General features: G+C 64.9%; 17 protein-coding genes. 6 read left to right on the top strand and 11 right to left on the bottom strand.

Features of this window, described 5'->3' with window-relative positions:
• Positions 1-33: 33 nt before the first annotated feature.
• From L0V05_RS00375 to L0V05_RS00365, 3 genes are all read right to left on the bottom strand, one after another.
• Positions 34-1,839: an aminopeptidase P family protein gene (locus tag L0V05_RS00375; RefSeq protein WP_234867266.1), complete on the bottom strand. Its 1,806-nt coding sequence runs from the start codon at positions 1,837-1,839 to the stop codon at positions 34-36.
• Between the two features lie 86 nt (positions 1,840-1,925).
• Positions 1,926-3,149 carry a VPLPA-CTERM sorting domain-containing protein gene (locus L0V05_RS00370; protein WP_234867263.1) on the bottom strand — a complete coding sequence of 408 codons (1,224 nt, stop codon included), beginning with the start codon at positions 3,147-3,149 and terminating at the stop codon, positions 1,926-1,928.
• A gap of 199 nt (positions 3,150-3,348) precedes the next feature.
• Positions 3,349-4,794: an aminotransferase class V-fold PLP-dependent enzyme gene (locus L0V05_RS00365; protein ID WP_234867261.1), complete on the bottom strand. Its 1,446-nt coding sequence runs from the start codon at positions 4,792-4,794 to the stop codon at positions 3,349-3,351.
• Positions 4,795-4,923: 129 nt separating this feature from the next.
• On the opposite strand from L0V05_RS00365, the gene L0V05_RS00360 reads away from it, so the two are divergent.
• Positions 4,924-5,373 carry an Lrp/AsnC family transcriptional regulator gene (locus L0V05_RS00360; RefSeq protein ID WP_234867259.1) on the top strand — a complete coding sequence of 150 codons (450 nt, stop codon included), beginning with the start codon at positions 4,924-4,926 and terminating at the stop codon, positions 5,371-5,373.
• Here the strand turns inward: L0V05_RS00360 and cobT are convergent, their stop codons facing one another.
• Entirely contained in the window at positions 5,374-7,251 is a 1,878-nt protein-coding gene (gene cobT / locus L0V05_RS00355) for a cobaltochelatase subunit CobT (RefSeq protein WP_234869163.1), read from the bottom strand.
• Between the two features lie 99 nt (positions 7,252-7,350).
• On the opposite strand from cobT, the gene L0V05_RS00350 reads away from it, so the two are divergent.
• Positions 7,351-7,734: a phage holin family protein gene (locus tag L0V05_RS00350; RefSeq protein WP_234867256.1), complete on the top strand. Its 384-nt coding sequence runs from the start codon at positions 7,351-7,353 to the stop codon at positions 7,732-7,734.
• A 125-nt stretch (positions 7,735-7,859) separates the two neighbouring features.
• Entirely contained in the window at positions 7,860-8,462 is a 603-nt protein-coding gene (locus L0V05_RS00345; RefSeq protein ID WP_234867253.1) for an NADPH-dependent FMN reductase, read from the top strand.
• A gap of 4 nt (positions 8,463-8,466) precedes the next feature.
• Here L0V05_RS00345 and L0V05_RS00340 read toward each other — a convergent pair whose 3' ends face one another.
• The 5 genes from L0V05_RS00340 to cobS form a co-directional block, all read right to left on the bottom strand.
• Positions 8,467-8,856 (bottom strand): hypothetical protein, encoded by a 390-nt coding sequence (locus tag L0V05_RS00340; protein WP_234867251.1) that lies wholly within the window; start codon positions 8,854-8,856, stop codon positions 8,467-8,469.
• Positions 8,857-8,920: 64 nt separating this feature from the next.
• Positions 8,921-9,622 carry an aspartate/glutamate racemase family protein gene (locus L0V05_RS00335; RefSeq protein WP_234867248.1) on the bottom strand — a complete coding sequence of 234 codons (702 nt, stop codon included), beginning with the start codon at positions 9,620-9,622 and terminating at the stop codon, positions 8,921-8,923.
• A 28-nt stretch (positions 9,623-9,650) separates the two neighbouring features.
• Positions 9,651-9,938, bottom strand: a complete 288-nt coding sequence (locus tag L0V05_RS00330) for a helix-turn-helix domain-containing protein (RefSeq protein ID WP_234867246.1) — start codon at positions 9,936-9,938, stop codon at positions 9,651-9,653.
• 2 nt (positions 9,939-9,940) lie between these two features.
• Positions 9,941-10,807, bottom strand: coding sequence for a hypothetical protein (locus tag L0V05_RS00325; protein WP_234867244.1), 867 nt, complete (start codon positions 10,805-10,807; stop codon positions 9,941-9,943).
• 326 nt (positions 10,808-11,133) lie between these two features.
• Positions 11,134-12,120: a cobaltochelatase subunit CobS gene (gene cobS / locus L0V05_RS00320; protein WP_234867242.1), complete on the bottom strand. Its 987-nt coding sequence runs from the start codon at positions 12,118-12,120 to the stop codon at positions 11,134-11,136.
• Positions 12,121-12,325: 205 nt separating this feature from the next.
• On the opposite strand from cobS, the gene msrB reads away from it, so the two are divergent.
• Positions 12,326-12,793 (top strand): peptide-methionine (R)-S-oxide reductase MsrB, encoded by a 468-nt coding sequence (gene msrB, locus L0V05_RS00315; RefSeq protein WP_234867240.1) that lies wholly within the window; start codon positions 12,326-12,328, stop codon positions 12,791-12,793.
• A 61-nt stretch (positions 12,794-12,854) separates the two neighbouring features.
• Here msrB and L0V05_RS00310 read toward each other — a convergent pair whose 3' ends face one another.
• Positions 12,855-13,769, bottom strand: a complete 915-nt coding sequence (locus tag L0V05_RS00310) for a sulfotransferase domain-containing protein (RefSeq protein ID WP_234867237.1) — start codon at positions 13,767-13,769, stop codon at positions 12,855-12,857.
• Positions 13,770-13,889: 120 nt separating this feature from the next.
• Here L0V05_RS00310 and L0V05_RS00305 point away from each other — a divergent pair, with 120 nt between their 5' ends.
• The gene (locus L0V05_RS00305) at positions 13,890-14,789 is read left to right on the top strand and encodes a LysR family transcriptional regulator (RefSeq protein WP_234867235.1); all 900 of its coding nucleotides are present in this window, start codon (positions 13,890-13,892) and stop codon (positions 14,787-14,789) included.
• Positions 14,790-14,802: 13 nt separating this feature from the next.
• On the opposite strand, the gene L0V05_RS00300 is transcribed toward L0V05_RS00305, so the two are convergent.
• On the bottom strand, positions 14,803-15,438 hold the full coding sequence (locus L0V05_RS00300; protein ID WP_234867233.1) for a J domain-containing protein: 636 nt from the start codon (positions 15,436-15,438) through the stop codon (positions 14,803-14,805).
• A 72-nt stretch (positions 15,439-15,510) separates the two neighbouring features.
• Between L0V05_RS00300 and L0V05_RS00295 the strand changes: the two genes are divergently transcribed.
• A complete protein-coding gene (locus L0V05_RS00295; RefSeq protein ID WP_234867230.1) occupies positions 15,511-15,780 on the top strand; it encodes a BolA family protein in 270 nt (89 codons plus the stop codon).

The raw sequence follows: 15,780 nt of genomic DNA, 5'->3' as shown, positions 1-15,780 counted from the left end.
GGGGCGAGGGGGCTGAAAGCCCCCTTCTTGCCGTCAAAGCGGCGCCGTAGCCGCCTTCAGCCAATCGCGCGCCGGGGCGGAGACCCGATCAGATAGCTTCGCCCATGTCGCCGCGTGGTACGCGTCTATCCAGACCCGTTCGCCGGGTGACAGCATCGCCGTCACGATCAGGCGGCGGTCGATCGGCACCCAGGTCAGCGTCTCGAACTGAAGCTGCTTGCGGTCGTCGCCGCCTTCTAGCCTGGGCGCTTCCTCGACCACGATCAGGTTCTCGATGCGGATGCCGAACTCACCTTCCCGGTAATACCCAGGCTCGTTCGACAGGATCATGCCCGGCTCCAGCGGCACCTCGGAAATCCGGCTGATCCGCTGCGGCCCCTCATGCACCGACAGGAAGGCGCCCACGCCATGCCCGGTGCCGTGGTCGTAATCCTGCCCCGCCATCCACAGCGCCGCCCGCGCCAGCGGATCGAGGTCGCGCCCCGCCAGCCCCGCCGGGAAACGGATCCGAGAGATGGCGACCATGCCCTGCAAGACGCGTGTGAATGCAATGCGCGCCTCCTCCCCCGGGTCGCCCACGGCGACGGTGCGGGTGATGTCGGTGGTGCCGTCGACATATTGCCCGCCCGAATCCACCAGCAGAAGTTCGTTCTGCACGATGGGCCGGTTTGTCCCTTCGGTCACACGGTAATGGATGACCGCTCCGTGCGGGCCCGCCCCGCAGATCGTATCGAAGCTGATGTCATGCAGGGCATTCGTGGCGCGGCGATAGCCCTCCAGCGCGCGCACCACGTCGATCTCGGTCAGCCCGCCGCTTGGCGCGGCCTCGTCCAGCCAGGCAAGGAACTCGACCATTGCCGCGCCGTCGCGCAGATGCGCCTCGCGGGTTGCGGCCAGTTCGGCGGCATTCTTGCGCGCCTTGGGCAAGCGGCAGGGATCGTCGCCCCAGGCGACCGCGATGCCCGCCGCTTCGAGCCGCTGGCGGAGCGCCACGGGCGCGGAGGTCCGGTCGAGCCGGACTGGGCCGCTCAGCCGGTCGAGCGCAGGCAGGAAGGCGTCGGGGGAAGACAGGGCCACGCCCGCGCCCAGATGGGCTCGGGTGGCGTCATCGAACTTCGCGGGATCGGCAAACAGGTCGACCCTTCCGTCATCGTGCAGGATCGCGAAAGCGTGGAGCACCGGGTTGCGCGGAACGTCCTCGCCCCGGATGTTCAGAAGCCAGCAGATGGAGTCGGGCAACGTCAGGACGGCGGCCCGATGGCCTGCATCCCGCAGGGCCGCCGCTAGCCGGTCACGCTTTGCCTCGGCGCTTTCTCCGGCGAATTCAAGCGGATGGGCAAAAGCCTTGCCCTGCGGCGGGGCCGGTTGATCGGGCCAGATCGCATCGAGCGGGTTGGCTTCGACAGCACGAAGGGACAGATCCGTACCGCAGAGCGCCTCGGTCAGCTTCGTGATCTCGTCCTCGGTGTGCAGCCATGGGTCGAAGCCGACCACGCCCGTGGCAAGATGTGCCTTGATCCAGTCGCCCGGCTTGGTTTCGGGCCAGGGCACCGGGGTGAAATGCGCCAGATCGACCTGGCTCTTGACCTGTGTCCGATAGCGTCCGTCGATGAAAACGCCTGCAATGCTCGGCAGCACGACGCAGAACCCGGCCGAGCCGGTGAACCCCGTCAGCCACTGCAGTCGGTCATCATGCGGAGCGACGTATTCGCCCTGATGCGCATCGGCGCGCGGTACAAGGAACCCCGCCAGACTGTCCATCGCCAGCCGATTGCGCAGGGCCTGAAGGCGGGCCGGGCCTGCGGAGGGATCGGAGGTGGTTTCAAATGTCTGGAACATCAGGCACGTCCTCCGCTTCCCGCGCCGGCCGTCCGGGGCCGCAGGACGGGCTTAGCAGCCCGCGCGACCCCGGTGCAAGGCTGGGCTCAGGCGCGGCGGCGGCGCATCAGGCCGAGCGCCCCGATCCCGGCCGCCAGCAGCGGCAGCGCGGCGGGAAGGGGAACGGGGGCAGGGGCGTCGCCCGGCGTCGAATAGACCGCGACGTTGCGCGGGCGGTCGGGCCAGGTGCCCTGATCGAGGCGGCTGAGGGCAACAGTCGTTTCGCCGTCATCCCAGAAGGTTCCGTCGCCGTTCTCGTCGAGCAGGCGGATGATCCAGTCGCTGCCCGGCGTCGAGCCGTTCGAGGTGATGAAGACTTCGCCGGTCTCTTCGTTCAGGTCGAGGCCGAAACCCGCGAGGAAGCTGTAACCGGCCGGCAGAAGCGAGGTGTTCCAGGCCTCTACCACCTCGCTTGCCGCGTCGATCACGCCGGACCCGTCAAGGTCGGTCAGCCGGAAGACCGAGGCGATGCCGCCCTCGGCCAGCCATTGCCAGGTCCAGACCGAGCCCATGCCCACATCCAGGGCAAAGTCGAACAAGGCGCCATAGGAGTTCGCCTCGCTGGCAAACTCATGGACCTCGCCGGCATCGATCACGCCGTTGCCGTCCGCATCGCGCGCCTGATAGATAACGTCGGCCGCGCCGCCCGCCGTATCGGTGATGTAGGCCGTGTCGCCGTCGAAGCGGATCTCGAAGGGCGAGGAGGTCGCCTTCAGGCCAGTCAGGCTCAGCCAGCGCGTCGCCTCGCCTTCGTCATTGGCATCGCCGTCGCCGTTCAGGTCCTGCGTGCGATAGACCCAGTCGCCGGTCGGCGAGCCGGTGGTGTCGGCCTCCACCACATAGACCGCGCCGTCCGGCCCCTCGGCGACGCCGTTCGGTGTGTTCAGCTTGTAGCCCGCCGCATTGGCAGTGCCCGAGAACCAGACCGCCGCCTCGCCCGCGCTTTCGGCGGTGCCGTCGCCATCCAGGTCGAACAGGCGATAGACCGAGTCCGTGTCGCCGTCGCCGATCAGGACGGATCCGGATTTGGTCTGGCTGAGCCCGAACACGTTGCCAGAGGGCGAAGCGAGGCCCGAGGCATTGGTGGCGCTGAAGAACACGCCGACCTCGCCTTCGTCATTGGTGTCGCCATCGCCGTTGAGGTCGGTGGCCAGCAGGATCTGGTCGGTGCCCTGGTCGGATACGAGGAAGGACGAGGTCGCTGCGCCTGCAGGCGCAGCTAGAAGGGCCAGCGCGGGCAGCAGCCCGGCGGCATGAAGACGTCTGGTCATTGGTAAACTCCGCAATGCAGGCGTGGCCCGAAGGCGAACCACGCGGTGTGTGGTCGCTCTTCCTTGCGGTGCGGGCTGGGAGAGATGCGGAAGGATTAGGGATGTTGAGTGATTTTGTCAAGAATAGGGCGGCGCCCAGATTGATGCCTTTTGGGAAACCCAATGGCGACCAAATGGAAACGATGGCCTTGGACCGCCGTCACGCCGCCTTGAACCGCGCCGTCGCGTCGTCGCCGCGATAGGACTCGATCATGGGGTAGGGATTGGCGGCCAGCGCATCGACCGAGGCGATGATGAAGTCGGCCTTGGCGTCGTCAATCAGCGCGCTGAAGTTCAGGCGGGTCCAGCCAGGCTTTTGCACCTCTTCGCCGCCGAGGATCGCGGTGCGCAGCGTTTCCGACTGCTCCCGGTCTATGCCGAGCAGGCGATGCGCATAAGGCCCGGCGCAGGCGCAGCCGCCGCGGGCCTGGATGCCGTGGATGTCGGAAAGCATCCGGGTGAAAAGCTGCTGGTGGACCATGCCCCCTTTCGGGTCGCGGATGCGGAGCGAGAAGATCGGCAGGCGATGGGCCGCGTCCGGGTTGCCCATGATCTGGATGTTGGGGTTCTTCGACCAGACGGCCAGCGCGCGCTGGCGGAGTTCCTCGTGGCGGCGATCCATGAAGGCCTGGCCGATCGCGTCCTTGACGAGGAAGGCGAGGCCGGCGCGGATGTCGCCGATGACGTTGGGGGTGCCCGCTTCCTCGCGCACCGTCACGTCGGCGGAATAGTCATGCCCCCAGGGCGAGACGAAGCGCACCGTGCCGCCGCCGGTGACGGTCGGGCGGTCATGATGGACCGCTCCTTTGCGCAGGATCAGCACGCCCGAAGCGCCCGGACCACCGACGAACTTGTGCGGCGAGACGACGACGGCATCCTTCTCCGCCTCGGTCCCGGCCCGCATGTCGATCGGCAGGTAGGGGCCGCCGCCCGCATAGTCCCAGACCGCCAGCGCGCCGTGGCGTTTCAGGAGCGTAGTCACGGCATCGGTATCGGTCACGATGCCCGTCACATTCGACGCCGCCGAGAAGCTGCCGATCTTCAGCGCGTCCGGGCCGGCGGCGACCAGCGCCGCCTCGAGATCGGCCATGTCCGGGCCTCCGGTCGCGGCTTCGGCAATCTCGATCACCTCGGCTCCGCTTTCGCGCCAGGGAAGGATGTTCGAATGATGCTCGTAGGGGCCGATCAGGATCACCACCCGCTGCCCCGAAGCCAGTGCCTCGGGTACGCCAAGGAGCGTGACCAGCCGGTTGAGCCCCGCCGTCGCGCCGGAGCCGGTAAAGATGGTGGCGAAGCTGTCATCTGCGCCGCAGAGACGCGCGATGGCGGCGCGCGAGGCGCGGCGCATCCCTGTCATGTAGGCGCCGCAGAAGGACGCCTCGGTATGGCTGTTGGCGTAGAAGGGGAGGACCTTCTCCATCACGAAGCCCTCGACCTGGCGCAGCGCGCGGCCCGAGGCGACGTAATCGGCATAGACCAGCTTCTTCGGGCCGAAGGGGCCGGGAATCTCCATCCCCTCGCCGATGACACCGTCGCGCAGGCGGGCGATGCGGTCGGGACCGGAAAGCGAGGTAGCGAAGGCGTCGAAGGCATCGGAGGGGGACATGGGGCGGGTCCTCTGGCTGGGTCACGGGCGGGCGTTGAGCAATGCTACCCCTGAATCGGTGTGAGAACCTTCTCGATTTTTGCGAGGATTGCCTCCATATTGGGTCACCTGATCGAAAGCTGACGCAAAATGGACCAAATTGATCGACGCATCCTGCGTGTTCTGCAACGAAACTCCGCCCTCTCGCAGCGCGAACTGGCCGAGGAAGTCGGTCTGTCGCAGAATGCCTGCTGGCGGCGGCTGAAGGCGCTGGAGGAGTCGGGCCCCATCACCGGGCACACGATCCGGCTTGATGCCAAGGCGGTCGGCCTGGGGCTGACTGTGTTCGTGATGATCCGCACCCGCCACCATTCGGCCGAGTGGCTAGATACCTTCCGGCGCGAGGTGCAGGCGATCCCGAACGTGATCGATTTCTACCGGATCGCCGGGGACTACGACTACATGCTCAAGGTCGTGGCCGAGGACATGAACGATTTCGACCGCGTCTATCAGCGCATGATCGGCAAGGTAGAGCTGGAGACGGTCACCAGCTACATCACGATGGAGGCCATCGTGAACGCGCGGGATTTGCCCGTCTGATCAGCGCGCCGCGACCCGCTTCATCCCCATCACCCGCGCGCGCTTGCGCGGGTCGCTGTCGAAGAGGCTGGCCAGCTGTTCGGTCATCGCTCCGGCCAACTGCTCGACATCGGTGATGGTGACGGCGCGGTTGTAGTAGCGGGTCACGTCATGGCCGATGCCGATGGCGATCAATTCCACCTGCTTGCGCTTCTCGACCATCGCGATCACGTCGCGCAGGTGCTTCTCGAGGTAGTTGGCCGGGTTGACCGAGAGCGTCGAGTCATCGACCGGCGCGCCGTCCGAGATCACCATCAGGATACGCCGCGCCTCGGGGCGGCGGGTCATGCGGCGATGCGCCCATTCCAGCGCCTCGCCGTCGATGTTCTCCTTCAGGAGCCCTTCCTTCATCATCAGGCCAAGGTTCGGCCGCACCCGCCGCCAGGGCGCGTCGGCGGACTTGTAGACGATGTGGCGCAGGTCGTTCAGGCGCCCCGGCTGCTGCGGGCGGCCCGAGGCGAGCCATTTCTCGCGGCTCTGTCCGCCCTTCCAGGCACGGGTGGTGAAGCCGAGGATTTCCACCTTCACGTCGCAGCGCTCCAGCGTGCGGGCCAGCACATCGGCACAGATAGCGGCGATCGAGATCGGGCGGCCGCGCATCGAGCCGGAATTGTCGAGCAGCAGCGTCACGCAGGTGTCGCGGAACTCGGTGTCCTTCTCGACCTTGAACGACAGCGGCGTCGTCGGGTTCGCGACCACGCGGGCAAGGCGGCCGGCATCGAGCGTGCCTTCCTCCAGATCGAATTCCCAGGACCGGTTCTGCTGGGCCTGCAACCGGCGCTGAAGCTTGTTGGCCAGTCGCGACACGGCACCCTTCAGCGGCTCGAGCTGCTGGTCGAGATAGGCGCGCAGGCGTTCGAGTTCAGCCGGCTCGGCCAGATCCTCGGCGGCGATCTCTTCGTCGAATTCGGTGGTGTAGACAGTGTAGTTCGGATCGGCGTCGGAATGCGGGGCAGGGGGCGGCGGCTCAAGGGGAGCCTCGCCCTCGGGCAGTTCGGCCTCGTCGCCCTGCTCCATGTCGGCGGAATCTTCCATCGACACCTGGGCCTGGCTCTGGTCCTGCTGCTCGTCCTGGCTGCGCTCGGGGCTGGCCTCGGCATCCTCGGACTGGTCCTGCTCCTCGCCGGCGCTTTCGGGGCTGTCGGGATCCTGCTCGGCGTCGTCGGCGGCGTCGTCCTGATCGTCCATGTCCGGATCGTCGCCCAGTTGGTCGCCGTAGCCGAGGTCGGCGATCACCTTGCGGGCCATCCGGGCAAATGCCGCCTGATCGGCCAGCACATGGTCGAGGTTTTCCAGCGTGCCGCCGGCCTGCTGTTCGATGAACCCGCGCCACAGCTCCATCACGTTCGCGGCGCCCTTCGGCAGGTCGCGCCCGGTGGCGAGATTGCGGACAAGGAAGCCCGCGGCCGCTGCCAGCGGCGCGTCGGCCGCCTGGGTGATCTGGGCATAGCCCTTGCGGTCCGCTTCCTGGCCGATCTTGGCGTCGATGTTCACCGCGGTACCGGGCATGTAGCGGGCGCCGACCGCCTCGCAGCGGGCGGTCTCCATCGCATCGTAGATCTCGCGCGCCATCTGCCCGGTCGGGGCATAGCGCGCATCGACCGCGTCATCATGAAACTTGCGGCGCAGCGCGAAGGCATCCGCCGTCCCGCGCGCCAGGAGAACCTCGTCGCGGCTCATCCGGCGGCTGACCTGCGGCAGGCGCACGCCATCCTTGGTCATGCCCGGCGGATCGACCGAATAGGTCACCGTCATTTCCGGGTCATCGGCCATGACCTTGGTGGCCTCGGCGAGGGCCTTCTTGAACGGATCTGCGGGGTTGTCGACGGGCTTGGACATGGAGATGTTTTCGCGCGGGGCGAGGTCGAGGGCAAGGGCGATTGTCGCGGCGCGCAAGGCCGACTAACCTAGGCCCACAGCATTTGCCGGAGCCCGGTCATGAAGAAGTTCCTTGTCGCCGCCACGACCTATGGCATTGCCAATGCAGCGGCTATCCTGTTTGCGGCCATCATCCTCGGCCCGGGGTTCGAAATTGGTTTTCTCGGTTTCCTGATGGCTGTGGTGATCTTCACCGCAGTTCAGGCCATCGCCCGGCCGATCCTGGAGAAACTCGCTGCCAAGAACCTGCCCCAGATCATGGGTAGCATCTCGCTCATCACGGTCTTTGTCGGGCTATGGATCACCGACATGGCGGTTTCGGCGATGTCGATCGACGGGTTGTCGAACTGGCTTGCCGCCACCCTGATCGTATGGCTGGTCAGCCTCATCGTCGAAATCGCGCTTCCCCATATTTTCAAGTCCTTGAGCGCCGCATCCGAGTAAAGTGTCCGTGCTGTGCTACAGCGCACAGCCCCCGCGCGCCGGCGCCCGTTTTCTTGAGGGGCAGGGAGGGCCACATTTGAACCGTTGAGTTCAAACCCTCCCCGAACATCAAGGACGGACCCGCAATGACCAAACCCCGCATCGCCCTCATCATCGGCTCGACCCGCCCGACGCGGTTCGCCGACAAGCCGGCCGAGTGGCTGCTGAAACAGATCAAGGCGCGCAACGACATGGATGTCGAAGTGCTGGACCTGCGCGACTACAAGCTGCCCTTCTTCGACGAGATGGCCTCGAACGCCTGGATGCCAAGCCAGAACGCCGAAGCCGTTCGTTGGCAGAAGAAACTTGCGGAATTTGACGGCTACATCTTCGTCGTTGCCGAATACAACCGCTCGATCACCGGCGCACTGAAGAACGCGCTCGACCAGGCCTATGTCGAATGGGCACACAAGCCGATGGGCGCGATCGCCTATGGCTCGATGGGCGGCACCTCGGCGCTGCAGCACCTGCGCGCCATCGCTGTAGAGCTGCAGATGGTTCCGGTGCGCAACGCGGCCCATATTGGCGGTGCCGACCTGTGGAAGGTGCACCCGCTCGGGTCGAACGGCCCGATCGAAGAGATCGAGGCAACGCTCGCCCCGTCGGCCAAGGCGATGCTCGATGACGTCGTGTGGTGGGCCAAGGCCACGATGGCCGCCCGCGCTACGGACGCGGCGAAGGCAGCCTGAGCCGTCAGCCCAGAAGCAGGCCTCGACAGGCCCCGATAAGCTCCTCCGACCGCCGCGCAGCCTGCGTGGCGGTCGTTTCGAGTCTGCCAAAGGTCGCCTCGGACAGAAGATTGGCCAGCGCGACCTTGGCTTCGATCCGGCGGTTCAGCGCCTCGGCTTCCCCGCCTGATGGAACAACCGCCTCGACAAGCGACAGCATTGCAGTGCGCTGTCGCTCGGTCTCGTCTGCGCGTGGATCGGACAGTAGCCACTGATGCTCCAGCAAGGCCGAGAAGCGACCCGCGCAGGTGGCGAAGATGTCCAGGTCTGCGGTTTGAGCCAGAGCGGGAGTGGTCTGGGCAATGCCGCACAGGCCCAAACTTGAAACGGCAAGAAATCTTTGCAAACCGCCCATGATTGCATCATGCAGCGGTTTTTTGCGCCTGACAATCGGGCGTTTTGGAAACTCTCCGTGGCGATCAGGCGCCAGTCACCGCGTCCAGCCGCCTGCGCCCGACCGCAAGGTCGGCCAGAAGGTCGACATGAATGTCGAGAGCATCGACCACGGGATATCCGGGGTCTTTCCCGTCGAACGCAAGATTGAGGTCCGTTCCAGCCAGCACGATCGCCTCGGCCCCAAGCCGGTCGACCATCTCGCGTCCGGCGGCAAGGAAGGTTTCGCGTTGTGTTTCGTCGCAGGTCCCGGCCACAGCGATGTCCTGATACATCTGGCCGAGTTCGTCGATCCGGTCGTCGAGTGCCACCGCTTCTGTCCGGGTAAGCTGCCCGTAAAGCCGCGTCCGCATCACCACCCGAGTCCCCAGCAGGCCGATCCGCCGAATCCCCTTTGCCACGAAGGCCTCGTCGAGCGGTTCCACCGCCGAAACAAGCGGAAGTGAAGAGATCGCCCGTGTCTCGGCAAAACAGAAATGCCCGCCGAGTGACGTGATCGCCGCGCAGTCACACCCTGCCGCTTTCAGCCGGTCGATCAGGGGCGCGTATTCCCGTGCCTGCTCTTCCCTGCGGTCCGCGAGGTTGTTGCGGATCAGCACCTGGATGTCTGGCGTATGGGCGATGGTCAGTTCGAGTGGGGAGCCAAGCGCCTTCATCCGGGTGACGAGCCGCTGGTAATAGACCACCGTCGCTGCGGGTCCGATTCCGCCGATCAGTCCGATATGCATGATGTCTCCTCCCGATGCGGAGACAATATCAGCCTTTCCGGGGGACCTGCGACACGATCCTCACCACGTCGCCGCGATTGCGCGCGCCAAGCTTGGTCAGAACTGACTGGATCTGGTTGCGGATCGTGTTGCGGCTGACCTGCCTTAGGCTTGCGATTTCCTCGGTGTCCAGCCCATCAGCAAGACAAAGCGCGACTTCCTCTTCGGCCTCGGACAGATGGAAGCAGCGGCGCAGGAAGCCGGACGGGCCGTGATCTGGCTCTCGAGGCGCAATCACAAGTGCCAGCGCGCGGCCGCCGGGTGGCCGCAAGCTCATCATCAGGTCGGGAAAGGAAACGGTTGCGGCAGTCTGATCGTACACTGAAGCGCCCGGATCGTCCATGCTTGCTGTCCACGGCGCATTTCGATCTCCAACCCAAGCCCTCGCGCGGACCGGTAGGGGACATCGAAAAAAGCGGTCAGTACTTCGAACCAAGTCTGGATCAGTGGATCGACGAAGCCAAGTCGCCCAGATGGGGCGACTCGCACTACCTCACCGAACAAGGGCACTGCACCGGCATCGGCCCAGCAGAGTAGGTGTTGTGTCGTCACAATGAGGATGCCGCCCGCTGCAGGTGAAGGCATTGCCCCGTCGGTCGGCTTCAACATCGAATTGGCCGTCAGGCGTGCAATCTCTTCGTTCACCGCAAGGGCGTGTGCGAGGTGTGGTTCGAGCCAGGTCAGAAGGCGTTGCGAGACCCGTTCCATCCTGTCCCTGTCACGCGCCCGCGTACTTATCCCCGCGATCAACGCGCGCGATCCAACTCCTCTGGTGCGGATCGACGCGCCGAAACGAATGTCTTGCGGAACGACCCATTCGTTGTAGAACGCGCCCCTTTCGTAATCGGCAGGCAGCCCCATCTCGGACACAAGCAAGGCCCGGCGTTCGGGATAGGCCCGAAAACACTCGATCCACGGTGACAGCAGTGAATAGTGTTCGACATAGGTGGTTACGTAGCCGGGATCAAAACCAGAAGCTGCGCTGGTCACAATCTGCCCGGTGCGGGAGTACAGCTGGTGCAGAGCGATCGGACTCTCTTCGTTTGCCCAATGAAGTTCGTCGACTACGAGCTGCCAGCAACTTGGGTCGAGCGCCGCACGGTGGATGACTTCAACAAGGCGGCGCGCTGCTTTCCCGTTCAGCATCACGAATACCGATTCACCAATCGACTGCCGTCAGGCTACACGCTTTCGCTAAGGGTTGCCGGGAAATTGCACCTGAGGCGGTGCCGGCCGCTGGCTAGCGACCACAAGTCCAGCAGAAAAATCTGCGCAAATAGTGCATTTGCATCATGCGCGGAGGGCAAAGCATCTCCAAGATGACAGGTGGCGGCATGGTGCTTTGGTCGATTTCCAGTATCAGCAAGTTCAGTTGCGCCGTGCTGCCATCCCTCCACCGCGTCTGCCACGGAAACCAAAACACCGCCCGGCAGGGGCGGTGTCGTGACTGACATGAAGTGAATCCGGATCCGTTACCGCATCGCCATGCTGGCGGCGCTTTCCGGCAGTTCCTCGGCAAAGCAGCGCTGGTAGAACTCGGCTACGGTCTGGCGTTCCAGCTCGTCGCATTTGTTCAGGAAGGTCAGCCGGAAGGCATAGCCGACATTGCGGAAGATCTCGGCGTTCTGGGCCCAGGTGATGACCGTGCGCGGCGACATGACGGTCGAGAGGTCGCCGTTCATGAAGGCCGTGCGGGTCAGGTCGGCCACGGTCACCATCTGGCTGATGGTCTTGCGGCCCTTCTCGGTGTTGTAGTGCGGGGCTTTCGCCAGCACGATCGCGGCTTCGGCGTCGTGGCTGAGGTAGTTCAGGGTGGCGACAAGGCTCCAGCGGTCCATCTGCGCCTGGTTGATCTGCTGGACGCCGTGATAGAGGCCGGTCGTGTCGCCCAGGCCCACGGTGTTCGAGGTGGCGAACAGCCGGAAATAGGGGTTCGGCGTGATGATCTCGTTCTGGTCCAGAAGCGTCAGCTTGCCATCATGCTCCAGCACGCGCTGGATCACGAACATCACGTCGGCGCGGCCTGCATCGTATTCGTCGAAGACGATGGCCACCGGGTTGCGCAGGGCCCAGGGCAGGATGCCTTCGTGGAACTCTGTCACCTGCTTGCCGTCGCGCAGCTTGATCGCGTCCTTGCCGATCAGGTCGATGCGGCTGATATGGCTGTCGAGGTTCACCCGAACGCAGGGCCAGTTCAGCCGCGCGGCGACCTGCTCGATATGGGTGGACTTGCCGGTGCCGTGATAGCCCTGGATCATCACGCGGCGGTTGTAGGCAAAGCCTGCAAGGATGGCGAGCGTGGTGTCCGGGTCGAATTTGTAGGTCGGGTCGATCTCCGGCACCCGCTCCGAGCGCTCGGGGAAGGCCTTCACCTTCATGTCCGTGTCGATGCCGAACACGTCGCGGACAGAGATTTCCTCGGTGGGTTTCGCAGTTGTGTCGAGCATTCCGTCCGCCATGAGCTAACTTGGGCATGCCACGCCGGCATGCTGGTCAGCCCGTTTGATGGAACATATCGGCGGGGGGTTCAAGGGGAAGGCGGTCGCAGGAGATCGAGGTGATGGCATTCCCGTTTGCGTGAACGATGAAACGGGGGGGCAACCGCCACGTATGGACAAGGGATCGGGGCAGCATCGGGCGGCCCCTCTTTTCGGAGTGATGACGATGCAGCGGCGTTCCTTTCTGTGGCTCGGCTTGACCCTGTCGGCGTTGGCCGCAATCCGGCCGGCCTCTGCAAGCGACAGCTTCGAATTCACCCTGACCGATGCCGAGTGGCGCGCTCGATTGACCCCCGGCCAATATGCCGTGCTGCGCCAGGAAGAGACCGAGCGTGCCGGATCGAGCCCGCTCGACCACGAGAAACGCGCGGGCCTCTATCACTGCGCCGGCTGCGACCTGCCGCTGTTCTCGTCGAAGGCCAAGTATGACAGCGGCACCGGTTGGCCGAGCTTCTGGCAGCCCCTGTCGGATGCCGTCGCCACGCGCGAGGACAAAGGCTGGCTCTCGATCCGGACCGAGGTTCATTGCCGCCGGTGCGGCGGGCATCTGGGCCATGTCTTCGACGATGGGCCGCCGCCTACCGGTCTGCGATACTGCATGAATGGCCTTGCGTTGGTATTCGTGCCCGCCTGATGGCCAGGGCAAGGAAAAGGGGGCTCACGGCCCCCTTTTCTCATCCCGTCGCCGTGGTCCTTCAGGCGGCCGCTCTCCGACCGGCAAGGCTGCCACTGGCCAGCCACCGGGCGCAGTCCGGTCCGAGTTCCGCGAGGGCGCGCGCCTCGTAGGCGGCCACGTCCTCTGCCGTGAGCATGTCGCGCCAGCGGCCATTCGTGCCCTTGTGGATGAAGCTGTCCCCACCGCCTTCCCAAAGCGCCCCGCCGAGTGGTGCCACCTCGTCGGCATGGGATTTCATGTAGTCGAAGGTGCAGTGGCTCGTGATGCGCTGGAGCGTTTCGGCGTCCGGCTTTGCCCCGAGGAAGGCGGCGATCCGCGCGATCTCACCGGGAAGATCATCTTTCAGGTCCTGGAAATGGACGACCAGAACGTTCGGCAGGTCGCGGATCGCCCACCAGGTGCGGACATTGTCCCAGTAGGACCAGAAGGGCGCGCCATCATTCTCGAGCCAGTCCAGGAAATACTCGCGCTGATCCGGATTCGGCTTGCCGATGGGCGGACCGACGCGGCCGGGCGTGTCGTTCAGGGCGCCATACCAGTGTTCGTTGGCGCGACTGTGGTGGTTGTGCAGGCTCCAGACCATGTCGCGACCATCGCGGCCGATATAGATGTATTTGGCCTCGGGGGAGAAGACGAGCGCGTCGACCGGCAGGTGGGTCTTGAGGAAGCGGCGATGGGCCTGGGCCTCGACCTCGGCCAGCTTCACTTCTTTCGGTGGCACGCGCAGGTCCATCCACGGGCTCATCGCGGCAAGGTTCAGCCCCTCGGCCCCGTCGAACAGGATCTGCCCGACGATCTGCTGCATCCAGGTGGTCCCTGACTTGGCATAGGTGGCCAGGATGATGTCATCGGGGCGGAAGGCGAAGTCGTTCCAGATGGTGCTGTCGAAGTGATGGTTGTGCATCTCGCGGGTCTTGACGGGCAGGGTCGGCATGGCGGGCGTCCTTTTCTGACGAGGTATCGGAGAATGAACCCACTGTGCATCACGAGCCGGGGGTGACATATTCCTCCAAATGGGTTTCGGTTTTGCAGAATTGCAAAGGGCCTTCCCAACATGGACTGGAACGACCTGAAGCTGTTTCTTGCCGTGGCGCGGACCGGATCTATCCGCGCGGCCGCCATCGAGCAGGGTGTCAACCAGTCCACCGTGAACCGGCGCATGGACGTGCTCGAACACGATCTCAATCTGGTGCTATTCGATCGCTCGACCCGAGGCTTCGCCCTGACGGAACAGGGGCGGGCCATCGCCGACGTGGCGGCGCCGATGGAGCCCGAGGCGGGCCGCGTGCTGGTCGAGGCCGAGAAGCTGCGCAGGTCGCTGCGGGGAACCCTGAAGATCACGGCGCCGCAGACGGTGGGTGTCCTGTTCGTGGCGCCGATCATCGAGGCGTTCCGCGGCCGCTATCCCGATGTCCTGGTCGAATATGACGGGTCCGAAAAGCGGTTTGACCTGCATGCTGGCGAGGCTGATGTCGTCTTCCGCGCCGGTTTTGCCGAACCGGATCAGAGCCATGCGTTCGATCTGGTGCATCAGCATCAATGGGGCGTCTATTGCAGCCCAGCCTTTGCCCAAAGGCATGGGATGCCGGCCTGCATGGAGGATATACGCAGCTTTCCCGTCGTGGCGCTGAGTGGAGCAATCGGGGCCGGGCCGGCGAACGAATGGTTCATGCGCCATGTTGATCCGTCGCGGATCTCTGGTGTCGCAAGTTCCGTGCCGAACATGGCCAACATCCTTCATGCGGGCCTTGGCATCGGCATTCTGCCAGTGGTCTCGGCCCTCCAGGAAAAGACCTTATGCCTGTGTTTTGGCCCCATTCCCGAGCTGACCAGCCAAATGTGGCTGGTCACCACGCCAGAGGCCCGCCGCAAGCCGCGCGTGGCAGCCTTCATCAAGGTCGCCCTTGCCTGGTTCCGCGATGGCGAGGCCCGCCGCATCGAGGGGGTGACATGACCCCCGCTGCAGCTCACTCGCGGAAGTAGCGGCTTTCCTTGATCTGGTCCCAGGCCCAGACGACCTCTTGCAGACGCTCTTCGTCGGCGCGGTTGCCGCCGTTCATGTCTGGGTGAAGATCCTTCACCAGGCTCTTGTATTGCTTGCGGATTTCCGTCCGGGTCCAGGTATCGCGCGCATCGAGGATCTCCAGCGCCTTCCGTTCCTGCGCCGGCAGCTTGCGGGTCGCGTTGCCGGTCGGCTTGCCGGGGTTCTGGGTGGCCTTGTCGCCAAGAAGCGACATCGGATCGTTCACCCCGAGGCGGGACCAGGCGCGACCTTCGTCGGGGCGCTTGCCGAAGGGCTGCGTGTCGCGGCCCCAGACACGGTCCTTGTCGAGGAACTTCTGGAACTCCTCGTCCGAGGTGCCCTGGAAGAAGTTCCACTTCAGGTTGTACTCGCGAACATGGTCGCGGCAGAACCACCAGAACTCGTCGAGTAGGTCCGGTGACTTTGGCGCGCGATACTGGCCTTCTTCCTTGCAGCCGGGATGATCGCAGGGGCGACCGCCCGTCTCGAAGGCGCCGGACATACCCCGACGACCCGTCTTGCGGCGCTTCTTGTCCGCCGAGACGCGGATGTCGAATTCGAAGGGGGGACGGTTCGTCATGCGCTTGCCTTTCCGACTCGGACGCAAGAGTTTAGGGGTTCCGGCGCGGGATTGAAGGTCTTGACAGGGGAAATGACGATGAAAATTCCGGTTGCGGACGAGATGCGCGAAAAGCTGCAGGCGGCTTTCGCGCCGACGCGGCTCGAAATCGTCAACGAAAGCCACCGCCATGCCGGACATGCCGGCGATGACGGGTCAGGCGAAAGCCATTTCCGCATCGCGATCGCTGCACCTGCCTTTGGCCCGATGAGCAGGATCGAGCGCCATCGCGCCGTCCATGCCGCTCTTGGCCCCGGAATCACCGGGCGCGTCCACGCGCTTGCGCTGGAGATCAGCGGCTAG

Source organism: Alitabrizicola rongguiensis (genome assembly GCF_021491355.1).
In the GTDB taxonomy this organism is placed as follows: Bacteria; Pseudomonadota; Alphaproteobacteria; order Rhodobacterales; family Rhodobacteraceae; genus Aliitabrizicola; species Aliitabrizicola rongguiensis.
The sequence above is the reverse complement of the archived record's forward strand: the minus strand, read 5'-3'. Positions and strand labels throughout refer to the sequence as shown.

What these genes read in the sequence shown, in the direction of transcription:
- L0V05_RS00345 (WP_234867253.1), top strand. Translation starts at nt 7,860, where the DNA reads ATGACCAAACCCCGCATCGCCCTCATCATCGGCTCGACCCGCCCGACG.
- L0V05_RS00375 (WP_234867266.1), bottom strand. Translation starts at nt 1,839, where the DNA reads ATGTTCCAGACATTTGAAACCACCTCCGATCCCTCCGCAGGCCCGGCC.
- cobT (WP_234869163.1), bottom strand. Translation starts at nt 7,251, where the DNA reads ATGTCCAAGCCCGTCGACAACCCCGCAGATCCGTTCAAGAAGGCCCTC.
- cobS (WP_234867242.1), bottom strand. Translation starts at nt 12,120, where the DNA reads ATGGCGGACGGAATGCTCGACACAACTGCGAAACCCACCGAGGAAATC.
- msrB (WP_234867240.1), top strand. Translation starts at nt 12,326, where the DNA reads ATGCAGCGGCGTTCCTTTCTGTGGCTCGGCTTGACCCTGTCGGCGTTG.
- L0V05_RS00310 (WP_234867237.1), bottom strand. Translation starts at nt 13,769, where the DNA reads ATGCCGACCCTGCCCGTCAAGACCCGCGAGATGCACAACCATCACTTC.
- L0V05_RS00335 (WP_234867248.1), bottom strand. Translation starts at nt 9,622, where the DNA reads ATGCATATCGGACTGATCGGCGGAATCGGACCCGCAGCGACGGTGGTC.
- L0V05_RS00295 (WP_234867230.1), top strand. Translation starts at nt 15,511, where the DNA reads ATGACGATGAAAATTCCGGTTGCGGACGAGATGCGCGAAAAGCTGCAG.
- L0V05_RS00305 (WP_234867235.1), top strand. Translation starts at nt 13,890, where the DNA reads ATGGACTGGAACGACCTGAAGCTGTTTCTTGCCGTGGCGCGGACCGGA.
- L0V05_RS00340 (WP_234867251.1), bottom strand. Translation starts at nt 8,856, where the DNA reads ATGGGCGGTTTGCAAAGATTTCTTGCCGTTTCAAGTTTGGGCCTGTGC.
- L0V05_RS00330 (WP_234867246.1), bottom strand. Translation starts at nt 9,938, where the DNA reads ATGAGCTTGCGGCCACCCGGCGGCCGCGCGCTGGCACTTGTGATTGCG.
- L0V05_RS00365 (WP_234867261.1), bottom strand. Translation starts at nt 4,794, where the DNA reads ATGTCCCCCTCCGATGCCTTCGACGCCTTCGCTACCTCGCTTTCCGGT.
- L0V05_RS00360 (WP_234867259.1), top strand. Translation starts at nt 4,924, where the DNA reads ATGGACCAAATTGATCGACGCATCCTGCGTGTTCTGCAACGAAACTCC.
- L0V05_RS00370 (WP_234867263.1), bottom strand. Translation starts at nt 3,149, where the DNA reads ATGACCAGACGTCTTCATGCCGCCGGGCTGCTGCCCGCGCTGGCCCTT.
- L0V05_RS00350 (WP_234867256.1), top strand. Translation starts at nt 7,351, where the DNA reads ATGAAGAAGTTCCTTGTCGCCGCCACGACCTATGGCATTGCCAATGCA.
- L0V05_RS00325 (WP_234867244.1), bottom strand. Translation starts at nt 10,807, where the DNA reads ATGCTGAACGGGAAAGCAGCGCGCCGCCTTGTTGAAGTCATCCACCGT.
- L0V05_RS00300 (WP_234867233.1), bottom strand. Translation starts at nt 15,438, where the DNA reads ATGACGAACCGTCCCCCCTTCGAATTCGACATCCGCGTCTCGGCGGAC.